Genomic DNA, 15,812 nt, shown 5'->3' with positions numbered 1-15,812 from the left:
GAATAAATATCTATTACAAAAGTAATGTAAAGGGAATAAAGCTTTATTGAACATTTAACTTTAAAAATTGGACAAAAAGGACATTTTCAATTTTAATGTTGGACAAAAGAAACATAACTTTGGACTAAAATCACATTTAACTTTTCTGAGCTATGAATCAACTCCCTATTTTGAACATCAAAGAATTTAAGGATCATAATCCTGATGCCACTTTCTATGCAAATTACTTTCCTATACATTTAGAGTTGCATCATAAGTCAATAATGGTTCCCCATAAACATGACTTCTATTTAACCGTATTATTTACTCAAGGGACAGGAGTTCATGAAATTGATTTTTATTCTTACCCCATTAAACCAGGAAGCGTATTTTTATTAAATCCAGGACAAACACATCATTGGGAATTATCTGAAGATATAGAGGGGTATATATTTTTTCACTCAAAGTCTTTTTACGAAATGTCCTTTAATGGAAGAAGAATCAATAGCTTTCCATTCTTCTACTCTACGCAAAATGCACCTTGCGTTTATTTAGAAGGAAAGGACCAAGAAAAAATGGAAGTATTATTTAAGGAAGTTGTTGTTGAATATCAATCGTTTTCTATTTTAAAACGGCAAAAGTTAGCCAACTTAATTGATATAATTTATATCGAACTATCTAGACTTTGTATAGATGAAAGTAAATCAGACGTCAAAAAGGTTAATACCTATTCTATCAAGTTTAGAGAGGTTGAAGAGTTAATTGAAAAGAACTTTCTGAAAGAGAAATCTCCTCAATTTTATGCTTCGAAATCAAATATTAGTCCAAAACATTTAAACAGAATAACGAAAAAAATGGTTGGAAAAACTACTACGGAACTAATTACAGAAAGAGTAATTCTGGAGGCAAAACGCCTGTTGATACATGGAAAACTTACTTTTACTGAAATTTCCTACGAGCTTGGTTATGAAGATTATTCATACTTTTCCAGACTATTCAAGAAAAAGGTAGGTGAAAATCCATCGGTTTTTCAGTCTAGATATTTGGACTAATTCAACCTGATAAAGTCATTATTGATTATAGGGGATAAAAAATTACTAAAGGAGCAAAATATTATAGAAGATATATACGTCATTGTGTATATTTACTAGTTGTACGCAATTCCTGGTCTCGAAAAAAATCTAACGTAGATCTATCTAAATAAAACCGAATGAAAGTCTTAAAAAAAAGCCTAGGGATTTTATTCTTTCTTACTCTTTTAGGATGTAAAAACAATACTTTAAATTCTATATCTAAAGAAGAAAATTCAGACCTTAAATTGGAAAAAGACACTTCTAATTTACCCCCTATTATCCTAAACTCTTCAAATGACGATTTTAAATTCTTTGATGAGTATTTTATCGAAAAAATAAATCAAGAAGTAAGACCTTTTACGGACCTAAATATAGTTATTTCTCCTAAAGATAGCCTTGATTTTTTTTCTCTTGTATCATACGAAGCCAATTGTGGATTTTGGTCTAAATTATATAAAATGGATATTGGAGGTTCTTCTAAAGAAGAATATATTGGCATTATAGGTGCAGACCAAGACATATGGGATAGCCAATATTATATTGCTATCTGGGAAAAATCGAAATCAGGATTTCAGTTAATAGACAAAATTGAAAGTTCAAACAGTATTGATAGTATTAAATTCTCAAAAGAAAAATCATCTGATAATAGCTTTTCTATAAATATCTATTTTGAGTTAGATCAAATTTCAGCTTCCTCAGGAAATGGAATTTCATATTGGAAAATTCAAGATAAAAAATTAATCAAGTGGAAAAAAGACATCCAAAACTTTGACATGAATTGGGATTAAAAAACAAAACTGCGTACAAACAAAGCGCATATGGCAATGGCACCTCTCGGGAATAGTCTTACAAGAATGAACGCATGTCTCGCACCGCAAAATCTGCGATTTTGCCACTAGCTGTAAAAAATTTACTGGCAAAATCGCAGATTTTGCTCGGGGAACAGCTATATTTAGTATCGCATGACTTGTGCTACATGCATATGCGCGAGCCGTTAGCAGTAAGTCATATAATTATGAATGAAAAAGAAATTTTTGAATATGTAGATAGATCATTGTCAAGTCTTAAAAAAGCTGATTTAATGTCTCGCCCGCATGCAAATATGCCGATTGAAATGATTGACAGAAGTGTTGAACAGAAAAGTGACTGGATTCCTTGGAAAGCAATTCCAAGTAAAGTAACAGACCAAGATATATCAGAACTTGAAAATCGTATAAAGTTAAAATACCCTAAACTTTATATAGATTTTTTGAAATACAAACATTTTTATGAATTAGAAAATGTTGCTGAAATAACTTTTTTTAAACACTGCATAAGGGATTGGAAAAGCAATCTGACAGAATATTATTTTGAGTATTGGGCACCTGAAGAAATAATAGAAAAAGGGTTCATTCCTTTTGCTGATTATAGTGATTGGGGTATTGTATGTTTTGATACAAATCGCATGAAAAACAATGATTGTCCAATTGTTATGTTTGACCACGAAACATTATATAATGAACCTGTTTCATTCGAGGAATTATATGATAGTTTTGGTTTAATGGCTAATGAATTATTAAACAAGTTAAATAACGAATAAAACCTACTGCTAACAAAGTGTGAAAATGCATTAAAATATATTTTACACAAACCGTTAGATGCAAGGAATAAAAAATTACTCATCTCTTAAATTGTCATCAAGGATACCACTGTCTATCAAGAAATTTGGTTCTCTACTTCTATAAAGAGAATATCCTTGAGTTAACCTAAGTGTTTTAGAAAAAATTAAAACTCCAAGACCTAAATATAGAGATGAGAAAAGTGACATAAACGAAGTAAAACACCCTACTAATATTATTACTATAGCACCAATAATGATTAAAGTATTTATAGTTAGTAAAATGCTATTCATAAATTCTAAAAGAAAGCTTTTTCTAAACCTCAACAATATTGAAATCACGAAACCAAAAACAATAAATAATCCGCCAACAACAGCTAGTCTAAAGTGTACCTCAAGAAAATATTTTCCCATACTTGATGCAAAGAAATACCATATAGTGGAAGCTAAAATTAAAACAAAAGAAAGCATGAAAGCAATAGCTTTTGAAAAGCGCTTTAAATCTTCAGGTAAAACTTTGTTTTCTTCCATTAAAATTAAATCTATTTATTTTCATCAAGTTGTATCTAACATTACTCCGTTGAAAACCATGTAGTAGCAGCGCAGCTAATCGCATCACATTATTGCATGAGTGCTGCGCAGTTGATTATTAGGATCATATATTTTTGCAATTAAAAGTGTTAAAGGTTGATAATCAATGTGGTGTGAGGTGCTTTTTTATTAACTATTCTCATGAGCATAGCGAACTAAAAAACTAAAAAACTATCTCATGACCACAGGGAACAACTAAGCGCAGCGCTCATGACCGCAGGGAATAATGAGTGAAGCGATCATAAGCAAAGCGCACTAACTAATCAACGGAGTATTAATTTACAATAAGATAAAGAAAAACTACCTCTTTAAACGTAGATTAAAGTAAGTTTGAAAAAATATCCCATCCTTACAAACTTATTTCAAAGTATAATCATATCTACCAAATTCAAAATAACGAGGATTTAAACATTAGATATTTCACTAAGATTACTAGCGAAAAGCCAACTACTGTTGATATAGAAGTTATTGAAGGAAAAGTGCTCAATATTATAAAAATCTACTAAAACCAGGTTGCAGTATTGTTTTAGTAATCGGAGTTATTATTTCCTTATGGGCTGTATTGGACTTATTTGTCATCCAAAAGGATATATTGACATCAATTTTAGTAATGTTTTGCATTTTTCAACGTCTCCAGTTCTATCCTTTTGTCATTTCAATTTTTAGAAAACCTTCTAATCTTCAAAATGAAGCAGATAAAATAAGCATTTTAGTAGAAGGAACACTAGAAAAATGAGCGAAACACAAGATGTACAGAGCCATGTTATAAAGAGAGTACAATTTTTACGGTTAACGCATGTAAAGAACTGCAAAATCTATGATTTTGCTTCGGAATTAGCTATATTTCTTTTCGCATAATTCGTGGCACACAATCTATACGAGCCGTTACTGGTCATAAAAATGAATAAAGAGTAATGAATACAATCCTTGAAATAATAAAACACAGAAGTTTTAAAATAACAATTTTGCTAACCCTGATATATTTCGGAATTGGATTTGCTTTTCTTCATTTTGGACTTGCGGATTATGGTTGGGTCTTTTTTGTATTGCTTCCTTTTTCCTTAGGAATTGCAGTTGGAAAAATGGAAAGAAAAAAATGGGGATTCTTGGGACTTCTAATTGGCGTACTGATTTTTTTAACCTTGTTGATAGCAGGCGGGTTAGAGGGGTTCGTATGTGTAATTATGGCAATCCCAATAATAGTACCATTGATATGGCTTGGTACATTGGCAAATAAATACCTAACAAAAAAAGGAATTATAAAATCTAAGAACCATCTAAACGTGATGATTTTACCTTTATTAATTACATTGTTCGGAGCACCCATTGAAAAATATTTTATTGACAATAGTTCTGATATCATAGAGGTAAAAACAGAAAAAGTCTATCCTTATTCACCAGAACAAGTATATCATACAATCAAATCTGTTGATACTTTAATTGCCAAGAAGCCGTTTTTGATGAAACTTGATTTACCAATTCCACAAAAATGTGTTTTAGAAACAGAAGAAGTTGGTGGAATTAGGACTTGTTATTTTAGCGGTGGAACAATTACCGAACGAATCACTCAACTTGAAGTTGGGAAAGTATTGAAAATGGATGTGATAGATTATCAGTTGACTGGTAGAAATTGGCTCGGTTTCAATGAAGCAATTTATTATTTTGAAGAAGTTGAGGAGAGCAAATGCAAATTGACAAGAATTACAACTTATACTTCAAAATTGAAACCAAGATTTTATTGGGAACCATTGGAAAAAATAGGGATAATACAAGAACATAACTATGTTTTTGAGAACTTAAATAACGACTTAAAAAAGAAATACGACAGGTAACAATAAGCGATAAAAATTAAGTGAGGCTGTGGGATCCTACCAATTTTATCGTGTTGTTGCACTTAACGCTCTGAATACAATTGGTCAAACAGCCTAAATGTTGCCTTGTGTAGTTTTGATAGTAAGAATAGTAGAGTTCAAGACTAAAACTGAGGGAATAGGTATACCAATGTTAAGCTATCTTAATTATTAAGGGGAGTAAACAATTCTTGTAAATAGAAAGGAGTCCCAAATGAAGCTCCTCTTAGCCTGAATTTAACAAAAGAATTCGACCGATAGGCAAACAGACTCGCTATGAAAAAAAGCATTACCAACAGCTTTTAAGAATCTACTTAGATCAAACAAGATTTGATGTTCAAAGGGAACACAAAACAGACTTAAACTCTCTTAAACCCACTACTTCGTGAGAAATCGTATTTAATGGATTAAATACAAGATGCTTTTTTATGTTTTTTTTCAAAAAACTAAACAACTATCTCATGACCATGAATATAATGAACGAGCAGCTTGGTGAATGAACATAGTGAACTTGGGGGATTTGGGTACTGTGTACCAAGGGCTAAGTTCGCTAACAGCGATGCACGATCATAAGCAAAGCGGACTAAAAAACTATCTCATGACCGTAGGGAATAACTAAGCGCAGCGCTCATGACCGCAGTGTACCAAACCAAGGGCAAACGCTACACTTTTGAAGATGGTACAACAATCTATGAAGGAGAATATAACCGAGCCATTAAAGCTCGTGCTATAGAACAATTGACCGCAAAGGGAATTCCTTTTTATGATCTAGTACCAGAGCAAAAGGATATTCATAGGAGTACAAGGATTTCAAGAGCGGACTACTTGTATAAAAAATCTAAAGGAAGAACCTTCTTAATTGATTTACATTCCAATGCAGGAGGGGGGAAAGGCTGCGAAACGTGGCTATGTCATGGAGCAAGCTCCAAAAGTAGAGTTTTAGCGAGTTGGACAAAAGCCCTTTTTTATAAACATTTTCCTGAAAGTAAATTTAGAGGGATAAAATATAAGAATTGGGACATTCTAGCCTTAACTCGAAACCCTGCTATTATCCTAGAATTGTTTTTTATGGACAATGAGCAAGAATGTAAAAAATATTTGCTGACAAGCGAAGGACGAGACAGAGCGGCTGCCTATGTAGTGGATATTATTGAAAAATTTATCAAATATCATTCTTAAGATGTACAAAAACACTTTTTTAATAAAGATAATTTTCAATTTTTCGCTATTCTATTGATGTTTGGTTACATGATTTCTTTGCAGCAATGTAAACAGGCCCCTGGCCATTGGCAAACCGAGCAACCACGGATAGATACTATTGTTCGTATTGATACTACTCCACCAAAACCGATCATTATACAGCTACCAAGGCAAGAAGTCCCTCCGCCTTTAATTGTTTATGTGGATAGTTCAGGACAAACCGTGCCAACGGCTAAAATTGACACCTCTAAGCACGAAACAGCCCGTTTGTATCAGGATAGTATAGCCGATGATAATTTGACGCTTTACTATCAATCTACAGTCAAAGGGGAATTACTAAAAAATGCTTTGGATTATAAATTAAAAGTTCCTCAAATTATCACTAAAAAAATTGAGGTTTTAAAGCCTTATCCTCGACCAGTTAGTACTCTGTTACTAACTGGTGGCGTTGGTGGCAATGTCAACCAATTTTCAAGCCTTAGCGTAGGTTTGCAATTTGTTTCTGTGAAGGGGTGGGCGGTTGGTTATGATTATGATTTATTACAGAATGTGCATTCTGTTAATCTTGGGGTTAAATTATTTCAAGTCAAAAAAAGATTCAAATAAGCCCCCAAAGAGTGTTGTGTATAAGCTCCAAAACTGTTTTATTTACTTTATAGCAGATAAAATGCCATCTTGTAGCTGCTTTTTAGTATCATCAGTATAGCCAATTTGACTAAAAATTAAATTTCCATGCTTGTTGAACACAAGAAAAACAGGATATTGACTAAGAGCTGCATCAGATTGTAAATTGAGATCAACTAAAATGCTTTTTTTGTTCTTAATCCTATCAAAAGTAAATACCTTGCTGAAATCTATATTTTTTCGAGATTGGACATAAACGTTGTAATGCTTTGCTTTTGTCTCTATGTTTTTGTAAAAATCTGCCATTCCTGCTATTGCTTTAAAACATGGGGGGCATTTTTCATTCCATGTTTCAATGATGACATAATCATTATTATTACTTAAACTAATCGTATCAAAATTAGAATCTAAAAATTTATACTGTGATAGTTTTGGAATATCATAGGTTATAGATTGTGCTTTACGCTCAAAATCGTATTGATTCAGTTTGCTTTTTTGATTAATATTTTTATCCCATAAATTATACAATGAAAAACTATAGAGATACATAAAGGCTATAACAAAAAATTGCACTTCTTTTTTTGGCAAGGCATCTTTTGAAAATAAGGAAATACAAAAGATTAAAAAAGCTATATTGATAGGGGCTATAACACTATATAAGTTAATAGGTTGAGCATAAAAGCCTACTAAAAGATATAGAACAGGACCTATAAATTTGATAAAAAGTAATTTTCGATTTTCATTCTTAACAAAAGAACGGATGAAAAAAGAAGAATAGAAAGTGTAGGTTAAGCCGATAAATACCCCTAATAATTCTGGTTTATTGACATCTAAAAGCAATAACCCCCAAAATGCCATTAAAGAAAAGCTATATATAAAATAGTGAATCATGTGTTGTATTATGATGCTAAAAAGAATCATCCATAATGAATATGAATGAATCCTAAATAGCGTGTTTTTTTTGTTATAAAGTATCTAATCCGTCACAGGGGAACAGCCATAGAAAACCACAACCACTTGAAGTAGGTTCACAACAATTGGGATTCCTACAATTACTACTAGCAAGATCATCTCCACAAGACCAATCACAATTACAATCAGAAAGCCCAGCAGGGGATAACCCACCACCAATGCTATTATTCCCACCAACTAAATGCGCTGTACATTCTTCACAAATTGGAGTATTTGCACCTGTTAGAGTATTGGCATCTAAACTAGCGAATGAGTTTATAAAATCTACTTTAGAAAACACCTGAACCAATAATAAAGATGTCTCTTGTATGTCTTCATTAAATTTAAAAATATCATTAGGTTGTGCTACAATATTTTCAATCAAATGCTCTACCAAGGGTCTTTGTTGGTTATTTAAGCCTTGTGTGTTCAATAGGTAATTTAATTTACTTAACCATTGCCCTTTTTGGGTGGATGTTGATAATTTTAAATATTCCGCTTTAGGAATAGGAGTATACTCCTCATTGTTGCGAAAGGAAGTGTTAGTTTGTTCTTGGATCTCTTCTTGTACGACTTCAGCTTCTGTTTTTTTACATGAAACAATGATTGCGATTGATAGAAGAAGGGCTATAGAAGCCAAAAATAATTTTTTCATTTAGGTAATGTTTTGGTTTTTAATTAGATAACTTGAAGTAAATAAAAGTATTTATATTTGTTTTTAAAAATTATTTACTTTTTATTATTCTTTTTTTTAATAATAAAACAACCACCCCCTGTAATTCACCCCCCCCCCCCTTTGTAACCCCCTCAAAACAAGCATATACGCCTAAGTTTTTAGTGCAACACTTAGGGGGCGTAATCACTCGAAACACGCCACAAAACGCACAAAAACAGCCATGAAAACTCGCTTTTATGGTGTTTTTTGTGGCATCTTTGTATCAACAAATAAACACAGCTAAACAAAGAAAAAACTAACCCTAAACTCCTTTAATGATGAGAAACTAAACCCTTTTTTTATGCTCATACCCAATAACATTGTGTTTGAAATTAAGTTAGATTATTTATCTATTGCATTGGTTGGCACAACAATATTACTATTGATGGTCATCAAAAAAAAATTCCTTTAGCATGAAAGCATTTTCAAAACCTTTGACATGGCTACTTACCTTTTTTAATGTTGGTGTGTACAATCTTAGCGATAACATTGATAGCCTAGTAATTGCCCTAAAATTCACAGGCTTGCAAGACCACGCTAATAGAATTATCCTGCTCTCAGAAGCCATAGAATACCAACAGGGGATAATGATCTTGCTAGACTCTTTTAAGTGTCTATTTATGCTTATTTCTTTGGTGTTTTTCTTTATGACCAACCAAGCAATAATTTGTAAATCCTTTCGATGGATTCAAACCCAATTCAAACAATTTTTTTTTTACCAAAAAACGTTTTAAAACTAAATCTTAAGATGAACAAAGAAGTAACCCGTATTTACACCCCAATCTCAGCCGATAACTGTATTGCAACACCACACGTAATGATTAAGGGCAAACCTTCTTATTTGCCACTTCCTGCTGATGGAAATGCAGAGATTGAATTAATTGCAGATGTGGAAGAAGCGGAGGGCTTCTTTTTTATTAAAATTCTTTAGTTTATAATTGCTTTTTTGGGAGCTCTTTAAATAACCTTCAAAAATATCTATAAAACTGCTATAGGTTAAAATGGTGCTTCTTCTGGATTCTTTTGATTTTAACTCTAAGGCGAGTTTGAATGCTTCAATTAATTTCATGTCTTTATGTTTGGTTTTTTTATTAAAATCGTTTTTACTATGTCACAAAATGACTGGTGGAAACCACCCCTAAAAACAGGTGTCATAACAATGAAAAGGGGGTGAAAGGGGGAAACTATCACACACACTTTCACAATCGACACACTTCTTTTTTTTATTTCTGTACGCTTATAAGTGTTATGTTTGTCAGTTGATTACGAAAGATCGTCACAGAAACACACTTCTTTTGCTTTTTGTGTGCAGAGTTCTACAAAAATAAATTTCAGCTTTTTTTATTGTCACAAAAAATGAAAATTATCACAAATGCTAAAAGTGCCGAAAATTTAGGCTATGTTCGTAAATGAGAAAAGGCGCAAAACATTGAAGTACAATGATTTGCGCCTATTTTTATACGGTGGAGAATATCGGATAATACTAAGTGTTGTGTATCTGCCTGCTTGTTAGTTATCTATGTATCTGTTGATATTTAATGTGTATCTGTTTTTGTATCCTATATTGCGGTTATTTAATCTTCTTTTGGTTTATCAAATATATCAGGTCTTAGTTCTAACAGTTCTTCTTTTTGTTTTTTGGATAGACCTGTAGATTGGTATAGCGTCTTGGCAGTTGATAATGTACTTATATCAAAAAAGGCGTTTTTAAAATCAGCTCCTTGTAAATCAGCTTCCCTTAAATTAGCTCCTTGTAAATCAGCTTCTCTTAAGTTAACTCCTTGTAAATTAGCTTTTTCTAAATAGGCTTCTCGCAAGTTAGCCACATGAAAATTAACTCTCTGCAAATTAGCTTCTAGTAAATCAGCTTCCCTTAAATCAGCTAACATTAAATTAGCTCCTTGTAAATTAGCTCCTAGCAAATTGGTTCTTTGCAACTGAGTTTCCCGTAAATTAGCTCCTATCAATTGAGCTTGTTGCAAATTAGCTCGTTCCAAATTAGCTTGTTGCAAATTAGCTCCTTGTAAATTAGCTCCTTGTAAATTAGTTTCTTGCAAGTCTGCTCCTCGAAAATCTGCTCTCTGCAAGTTAGACAACATTAGATCAGCCCCTCGCAAGTCAGACAACATTAAATTAGCGTTTTGTAAATCGGATCTGTATAAGTCAACTTTTTGTAAATTAGCTTCTTCTAAGTTAGCCTCTTGCAAGGATATTTGATAAAGAGATCCTAATCCAATAGAATTAGAATTAAAAAAGGTGGTTCGCTTACACCAGCTTTGTAAATCAAAATTTAGGTAGGAATTCTTATCTAGAATTTCAGTACAAGAAATCCTTATAATCATTAGCATTTCCTCTAAGTTTCGATGAATTTTTAATTTGGTATTCCAAGAAAGATGATATTGAGAAGAAGGAATCAATTGATCTATGGTTTCAATCTCTTGACTTGCATAATTGATCCAAATACAAAGATTATCATGGAAGGTATCTAATCGTTTGGGATCTGTTTCATTCATTAAAGCAATTTCATTTTTTATAAACTCGGAGAGATCTCCATCTATGGGATAATTAGAAATTTGAAGTAACTCCATAATAGCCTCTTTAGACTCAAAAGGGCGAGAATCTTCATCTTCATCTTGTTGAAATTTAATGAATCGTCTATTGCATTTTTTTAATAAACTTATAATACCTCTTGCCGTTAGGTACTCTCCAAAACTTTTATGCGTAAACTCAAAAGAAGGAACACCAGCACTATTTTTAGTAGATTCTTTAAAATAGAACGCTAAAAACAAGCGATCCGTATTGGTGTTTGGATTGTCTTTATATTGTTTAAATTGTTGTTTGAGCTTGCGAGAACCTATTTGGTCAATGAAATGATCAATAGCTTCAGCGGTTGTTGCCCTTGTATTACCTCCTTGCCAAGCTGCCAAGCCAATCATTTCGAGAATGGCCAAAAAATCTTTTTTAGTGCCAATCTTTTTGTTAAGGTGATGCGTTGTTTTGGGAGCATAATCACGCTCGTATACATCACTAATTAGCTTTTCATAGATGGTATTTAAATTAGTATCTTGATTAAATATCTTAGGATCGCTACGCCATGTGATAGCCACCAAATAATTGAGTAGTGGTTCTGCTGTTATATCGTCTAAATGGGGGAGTGCTGTAAGTTCTTCAGGCATATTGCGGAAGCTCTCATTTTTTTGACTCCCATATTGGGACCACCAAGAGTTTCTTTGGTCAATATCTAATAATTTATTAGGATCTTGAATTGGATAGTTAGCAAAATAAGGAGTCTCATGTCTATTTTTAGAAGGTATAAAGTATGGCAATAAATGAATGAACTGAGGTTCTGTTTTAAATATTTTTTGGCATTGCTGAATTACTAAATCTCTACCCGTAAGAAGTACTTTTAGGTGTAATTGGTCGTAATTATAACTGTTTAACTTATGTCTAAGTTCATCAATAAATTGCCTGACAATATCAGCAGTTTGGAGATTTTGAGCAGATAGCTCATCCAGCCCATCAAAGATCAGTAGTAATTTATTATTTGAACCTTTTAACCTCATTAATGGGCTTTGAGTAAAAGGCAAATGAGGGAGCTTGAGATATTCTTCAATCATTTGCTCCAATGAATCCTTGAGGCTTAGCAAATGAAAGGGGAGGTATAATACCTGCCAATCTTTAACTTGTTCTGTTAGCTTTGCAGCCCATATTTTGCACAAGGTAGATTTTCCTCTTCCTGGACCTCCAGAGATCACTCGAATATGATCTTCATTTTTATCTTGAGTGAGCCATTCATCCAAACTATCCTCAACCATAATGACGTGTTGAATAAAGGAGTCTTTATCTAGGTAGTCTTCGGATTCTTCTTTGATTAAATAATACCCTCGTAAAGAAATATATAAATCGGCTAGTGTGACACTATCGTCAAAGACCGTTGAGTTAGCAGCTCTTCGTAGTTTTATATTATACTCTTGCCATTCTAAAATATTTTCTACAGTAGAAGAAAAAGGGCTGTTGAAATAAGTATCTAAGGGCTTAAGAGCAATGGCATGTTCTCGCCAATACCTATGCAGCTCAATCACAAAGTATTCTTTCAGCTCTAAACTTAAGTTTAAGGCATTTTTAGCTTTTAGTCCAACAGCTTCAAAAAGTTCTTGAAGTAGCTCTTGTAAGGGAGCCAATAAGGCAAATTGTTTGGGCTGCTTGAAAAAGCTACCATCAATTACAAATCCTTCTTGAAAAACGACCTCTTGTTGATTAATTAACTTATGGTATGCTTTATTCTCTGTTAGGAGAGTAGTATTGATCGAATACTCCTTAAAAACTTCTTCTCTGAGCTTTTGAATGGCTTTTTTGAGTGCTTCTGTGATTAACTCAAAAGCTAATTTTTTCTCTGGAGTATCGAAACGTGTGTCTGTCGTTGTAATGTCTTTTAGGGTTTCAATTCCTTTTTTTATATCCTTTTTTAAAACGATTTCTACTATGTTAAAGCTGTTGATTGCTAGTTTTTTAAATAGTTTAAAGGTCTTGTTTGCTAGCGAGGCATCGATTTTTATTTCTAGTGTGTTGGGGTTGTCCATAGCAAAGAGCATTCGGGGTTAAGAGTCGAAAAGATGGATTCATTAATACGATTGTTAAAAGATATTTTAAATATAAAAAAATAAAATAGAATTTCCCCTAAATTGGATCTACGACTAAGGATAAAGAACAAATCTGAAGCTATAATGAAAAGCCGTTTGTTTTATTGATCAAGGCTGGATATTTTTTAATTATAATTACTAAAATATGATTTTTATTTGTTAGCTTTCTACGATTCAAGACAAGTTTTTTGCTTTTATTAGAGGGCAAAAATTAAATTATAGATTAAACAGAATAAAGCGAAAATGGATAATTCCACACATAATAAACTAATTTCTTTTATTTGGTCAATTGCAGACGATTGCTTGCGAGATGTATACGTACGTGGTAAGTACAGAGATGTCATTCTTCCTATGATCGTTCTTCGAAGATTGGATGCACTTTTGGAGCCTACCAAAGAGGCGGTTATGGAAGAACTCAAATTTCAGAGAGATGAGATGCAATTTACAGAGTGGGATGAGAACGGAATGAAAGAGGCTTCAGGTTATGTTTTCTATAATACAAGTAAGTGGACCTTACAAAAACTTTACAATACGGCTACTAATAGCCAACAACTACTTCAAGCTAACTTTGAAGAGTATTTGAATGGATTTAGTTCAAATGTAAAAGAGATTATTGATAAATTTAACCTAAAAACTCAAGTGCGTCACATGGCATCTAAGGATGTTTTATTGACAGTACTGGAGAAATTTACCTCTCCTTATATCAACTTGACCGATAAAGACAAGGATGACCCAGAAGGCAGAAAAATGAATGCACTGACCAATTTGGGGATGGGCTATGTCTTTGAAGAGTTGATTCGTAAATTTAATGAAGAAAACAATGAAGAGGCTGGAGAGCATTTTACGCCTCGTGAGGTAATTGACTTAATGACTCGGATTGTATTTATTCCCATCAAAGAACATTTGCCTCCTGTCATGACAATTTATGATCCTGCTTGTGGATCTGGTGGAATGTTGACAGAAGCACAGAACTTCATCAAAGATGAAGAAGGCGAGATCAAATACAAGAGTGATGTTTACTTATATGGCAAAGAGATCAATGATGAGACCTATGCCATTTGTAAATCGGATATGATGATTAAGGGCAACAATCCTGAGAACATCCGCAATGGCTCCACGCTTTCTACCGATGAATTTACAGGACACAATTTTGATTTTATGCTCTCGAATCCTCCTTATGGAAAATCCTGGAACAGCGAGCTGAAATACATCAAAGATGGAAAGGATATTATTGATCCTCGTTTTGCGATCCAGCTCAAGGATTATTGGGACAAGGAAGAAGAGGTCCCTGCTACTCCTCGTTCTTCGGATGGGCAATTACTGTTCTTGATGGAAATGGTGAGCAAGATGAAAAGCTTGAAACAAAGCCCAACAGGTTCTCGAATTGCTTCGGTTCACAATGGTTCCAGTTTGTTTACAGGGGATGCAGGAAGTGGGGAGAGCAATATTAGACGCTACTTTATTGAAAATGACTTATTGGAAGCCATTATTCAAATGCCCAATAACCTATTCTACAACACAGGAATCACTACTTATATATGGTTATTGAGTAACAACAAAGCTCCTCATCGCAAAGGCAAAGTACAGTTGATTGATGCAGGACAGCTCTATCGCAAATTGCGAAAGAACCTTGGAGACAAAAACTGTGAATTTGCTCCTGAGCATATTGATGAAATACTGGAAGTCTATACCAAAATGGAATCCGTAGAGCGTAGCTCTGATGCTAGCATAGCAGCTCAGGTATTTGACAATAGGGACTTTGGTTATTACAAAGTAAGTATTGAACGCCCTAAACGACTCAAAGCTCAATTTACCAAAGAAGCCATCGAAAGCTTGCGCTATGATAAGTCCATCAAAGAGGCGATGCAATGGGCTTACAAGACTTATGGGGAGGCTATTTATGAAAACGTAGCAGAACATAAGGAGGTAATCTTGGATTGGTGTGAGGAAGAAGGAATCAATCTCTCTGCTAAGCAAAAAACGGCTTTGACTACATCCAAAACTTGGAACAAACATAAAAATTTACGGACAGTAGGTACTCGCTTATTAGAGGCTATTGGAACGGATCTCTACATGGACTTCAATGAATTAAAAACGAAGGTAGATGCACAGCTTAAAGCGACCAAAACCAAGCTTTCGGCTGGAGAAAAAAAAGCAATCTTGAATGTTATCAGCACTTATGATGCGAATGCTGCTAAAGTCATCAAAGGCAAGGTGAAATTGGCTGGTGATAAATTAAAACAGCTCTTGGCTCGATTGGATTGTAAAAAGGAGCAGTTGGCAGATTTTGGCTACTATGCTACGGATACGCCCAATGAATACCTTCAATATGAAACGGATAGCGATTTAAGAGATACCGAAAATGTACCGCTAAAAGAAAATATTTATACCTATTTCTTACGAGAAGTACAACCGCATGTAGAAGAAGCTTGGGTTAATCTGGAGACTACTAAAATTGGCTATGAAATTAGTTTCAATAAGTATTTCTACCAACATAAGCCGTTGAGATCACTGGAGGAAGTAACACAGGATATTATTTCCTTGGAGGAAGAAAGTGATGGTTTGATTCGAGAAATATTAAACTTGGTGTAA

At 33.5% G+C, this 15,812-nt stretch carries 13 protein-coding genes; 9 read left to right on the top strand and 4 right to left on the bottom strand.

Features of this window, described 5'->3' with window-relative positions; genetic code table 11:
* The first annotated feature begins 152 nt into the window (after positions 1-152).
* From AsAng_RS16205 to AsAng_RS16195, 3 genes are all read left to right on the top strand, one after another.
* A complete protein-coding gene (locus AsAng_RS16205; RefSeq protein ID WP_264788149.1) occupies positions 153-1,031 on the top strand; it encodes an AraC family transcriptional regulator in 879 nt (292 codons plus the stop codon).
* A gap of 158 nt (positions 1,032-1,189) precedes the next feature.
* A complete protein-coding gene (locus AsAng_RS16200; protein WP_264788148.1) occupies positions 1,190-1,840 on the top strand; it encodes a hypothetical protein in 651 nt (216 codons plus the stop codon).
* A gap of 227 nt (positions 1,841-2,067) precedes the next feature.
* Positions 2,068-2,631, top strand: a complete 564-nt coding sequence (locus AsAng_RS16195) for an SMI1/KNR4 family protein (RefSeq protein WP_264788147.1) — start codon at positions 2,068-2,070, stop codon at positions 2,629-2,631.
* Positions 2,632-2,706: 75 nt separating this feature from the next.
* On the opposite strand, the gene AsAng_RS16190 is transcribed toward AsAng_RS16195, so the two are convergent.
* A complete protein-coding gene (locus AsAng_RS16190) occupies positions 2,707-3,180 on the bottom strand; it encodes a hypothetical protein (protein ID WP_264788146.1) in 474 nt (157 codons plus the stop codon).
* A 974-nt stretch (positions 3,181-4,154) separates the two neighbouring features.
* Here AsAng_RS16190 and AsAng_RS16185 point away from each other — a divergent pair.
* The 3 genes from AsAng_RS16185 (at position 4,155) to AsAng_RS16175 (ending at position 6,896) form a co-directional block, all read left to right on the top strand.
* Positions 4,155-5,072 (top strand): SRPBCC family protein, encoded by a 918-nt coding sequence (locus tag AsAng_RS16185; protein WP_264788145.1) that lies wholly within the window; start codon positions 4,155-4,157, stop codon positions 5,070-5,072.
* A gap of 648 nt (positions 5,073-5,720) precedes the next feature.
* The gene (locus AsAng_RS16180) at positions 5,721-6,269 is read left to right on the top strand and encodes an N-acetylmuramoyl-L-alanine amidase (protein ID WP_264788144.1); all 549 of its coding nucleotides are present in this window, start codon (positions 5,721-5,723) and stop codon (positions 6,267-6,269) included.
* A 69-nt stretch (positions 6,270-6,338) separates the two neighbouring features.
* The gene (locus AsAng_RS16175; protein WP_264788143.1) at positions 6,339-6,896 is read left to right on the top strand and encodes a hypothetical protein; all 558 of its coding nucleotides are present in this window, start codon (positions 6,339-6,341) and stop codon (positions 6,894-6,896) included.
* A 42-nt stretch (positions 6,897-6,938) separates the two neighbouring features.
* On the opposite strand, the gene AsAng_RS16170 is transcribed toward AsAng_RS16175, so the two are convergent.
* Positions 6,939-7,805, bottom strand: a complete 867-nt coding sequence (locus AsAng_RS16170; protein WP_264788142.1) for a TlpA family protein disulfide reductase — start codon at positions 7,803-7,805, stop codon at positions 6,939-6,941.
* Positions 7,806-7,878: 73 nt separating this feature from the next.
* Positions 7,879-8,520: a bacteriocin fulvocin C-related protein gene (locus tag AsAng_RS16165; protein ID WP_264788141.1), complete on the bottom strand. Its 642-nt coding sequence runs from the start codon at positions 8,518-8,520 to the stop codon at positions 7,879-7,881.
* Between the two features lie 473 nt (positions 8,521-8,993).
* Here AsAng_RS16165 and AsAng_RS16160 point away from each other — a divergent pair, with 473 nt between their 5' ends.
* Both AsAng_RS16160 and AsAng_RS16155 read left to right on the top strand, forming a co-directional pair.
* Positions 8,994-9,314 (top strand): hypothetical protein, encoded by a 321-nt coding sequence (locus AsAng_RS16160; RefSeq protein WP_264788140.1) that lies wholly within the window; start codon positions 8,994-8,996, stop codon positions 9,312-9,314.
* A gap of 14 nt (positions 9,315-9,328) precedes the next feature.
* The gene (locus AsAng_RS16155) at positions 9,329-9,511 is read left to right on the top strand and encodes a hypothetical protein (protein ID WP_264788139.1); all 183 of its coding nucleotides are present in this window, start codon (positions 9,329-9,331) and stop codon (positions 9,509-9,511) included.
* 643 nt (positions 9,512-10,154) lie between these two features.
* On the opposite strand, the gene AsAng_RS16150 is transcribed toward AsAng_RS16155, so the two are convergent.
* Positions 10,155-13,160, bottom strand: a complete 3,006-nt coding sequence (locus tag AsAng_RS16150) for a pentapeptide repeat-containing protein (protein WP_264788138.1) — start codon at positions 13,158-13,160, stop codon at positions 10,155-10,157.
* A gap of 303 nt (positions 13,161-13,463) precedes the next feature.
* On the opposite strand from AsAng_RS16150, the gene AsAng_RS16145 reads away from it, so the two are divergent.
* Positions 13,464-15,812 (top strand): type I restriction-modification system subunit M, encoded by a 2,349-nt coding sequence (locus AsAng_RS16145; protein ID WP_264788137.1) that lies wholly within the window; start codon positions 13,464-13,466, stop codon positions 15,810-15,812.

The organism is Aureispira anguillae, assembly GCF_026000115.1.
Lineage (GTDB): Bacteria > Bacteroidota > Bacteroidia > Chitinophagales > Saprospiraceae > Aureispira > Aureispira anguillae.
The sequence above is the reverse complement of the archived record's forward strand: the minus strand, read 5'-3'. Positions and strand labels throughout refer to the sequence as shown.